General features: G+C 56.2%; 2 rRNA genes. Both read right to left on the bottom strand.

From position 1 onward, the window contains the following. Positions 1-63: ribosomal RNA gene (gene rrf, locus ACFP2T_RS47955) — 5S ribosomal RNA — on the bottom strand; the annotation flags it as partial. Positions 64-148: 85 nt separating this feature from the next. Beyond that, positions 149-1,881 (bottom strand): 23S ribosomal RNA (locus ACFP2T_RS47950); the annotation flags it as partial.

Here is a 1,881-nt window from a genome sequence, read left to right as displayed (position 1 = left end):
GGAGGGCTTAGCTTCCGGGTTCGGAATGTTACCGGGCGTTTCCCCTCCGCCATAACCGCCGTAACTCTATCAACAAATCAAACAACACCCATACCACGGGTCTGTTGTTCGTTTGCTGTGAATCACACAGTGGACGCGTAGCAGCTTTGTAGTCAAGTCCTCGGCCTATTAGTACCGGTCAACTGAACCAGTTACCTGGCTTACATCTCCGGCCTATCAACCCAGTCGTCTACCTGGGGGCCTTACCCCCCTTACGGGGGTGGGATACCTCATCTTGAAGCAGGCTTCCCGCTTAGATGCTTTCAGCGGTTATCCCTTCCGAACGTAGCCAACCAGCCATGCCCCTGGCGGGACAACTGGCACACCAGAGGTTCGTCCGTCCCGGTCCTCTCGTACTAGGGACAGCCCTTCTCAAGTATCCTACGCGCACGGCGGATAGGGACCGAACTGTCTCACGACGTTCTAAACCCAGCTCGCGTACCGCTTTAATGGGCGAACAGCCCAACCCTTGGGACCTGCTACAGCCCCAGGATGCGACGAGCCGACATCGAGGTGCCAAACCATCCCGTCGATATGGACTCTTGGGGAAGATCAGCCTGTTATCCCCGGGGTACCTTTTATCCGTTGAGCGACACCGCTTCCACACGCAAGTGCCGGATCACTAGTCCCGACTTTCGTCCCTGCTCGACCCGTCAGTCTCACAGTCAAGCTCCCTTATACACTTACACTCAACACCTGATTGCCAACCAGGCTGAGGGAACCTTTGGGCGCCTCCGTTACATTTTAGGAGGCAACCGCCCCAGTTAAACTACCCACCAGACACTGTCCCTGAACCCGATAAGGGCCCGAAGTTAGATACCCAAACCAACCAGAGTGGTATTTCAAGATTGCCTCCACCCATACTGGCGTATGGACTTCACCGGCTCCCACCTATCCTACACAAGCTAATTCAAGTACCAATGTCAAGCTATAGTAAAGGTCCCGGGGTCTTTCCGTCCTGCCGCGCGTAACGAGCATCTTTACTCGTACTGCAATTTCGCCGGGCCTGTGGTTGAGACAGTGGGGAAGTCGTTACGCCATTCGTGCAGGTCGGAACTTACCCGACAAGGAATTTCGCTACCTTAGGATGGTTATAGTTACCACCGCCGTTTACTGGCGCTTAAGTTCTCAGCTTCGCCCCGAAAGACTAACCGGTCCCCTTAACGTTCCAGCACCGGGCAGGCGTCAGTCCATATACATCGAATTACTTCTTCGCATGGACCTGTGTTTTTAGTAAACAGTCGCTTCCCCCTGCTCTCTGCGGCCATACAACGCTCCAGGAGCAAGTCCCTTCACGTCTCCGGCCCCCCTTCTCCCTAAGTTACGGGGGCAATTTGCCGAGTTCCTTAACCACAGTTCACCCGATCGCCTCGGTATTCTCTACCTGACCACCTGTGTCGGTTTGGGGTACGGGCCGCTCGGAACTCGCTAGAGGCTTTTCTCGGCAGCATAGGATCACTGACTTCACCTGAATCGGCTCGGCATCACGTCTCAGCCACATGGCGTGCGGATTTGCCTACACACCGGCCTACACGCTTACCCCGGCACAACCACCGGCCGGGCTCAGCTACCTTCCTGCGTCACCCCATCGCTTGACTACTACCCGCCAGGTTCCCACGCTCCCTCAGATCAGTCCGAAGACCTCACCAAGTTCGGGTGGTTAGCACAACGAGGTTCATCACGGGCGCTCCTACACGGGTACGGGAATATCAACCCGTTGTCCATCGACTACGCCTCTCGGCCTCGCCTTAGGTCCCGACTCACCCAGGGCGGATTAACCTGGCCCTGGAACCCTTGGTCATCCGGCGGAAGGGTTTCTCACCCTTCTTTCGCTACTCATGC

It is taken from the genome of Plantactinospora solaniradicis, from assembly GCF_042658085.1.
GTDB classification, from domain to species: domain Bacteria; phylum Actinomycetota; class Actinomycetes; order Mycobacteriales; family Micromonosporaceae; genus Plantactinospora; species Plantactinospora solaniradicis.
The sequence above is the reverse complement of the archived record's forward strand: the minus strand, read 5'-3'. Positions and strand labels throughout refer to the sequence as shown.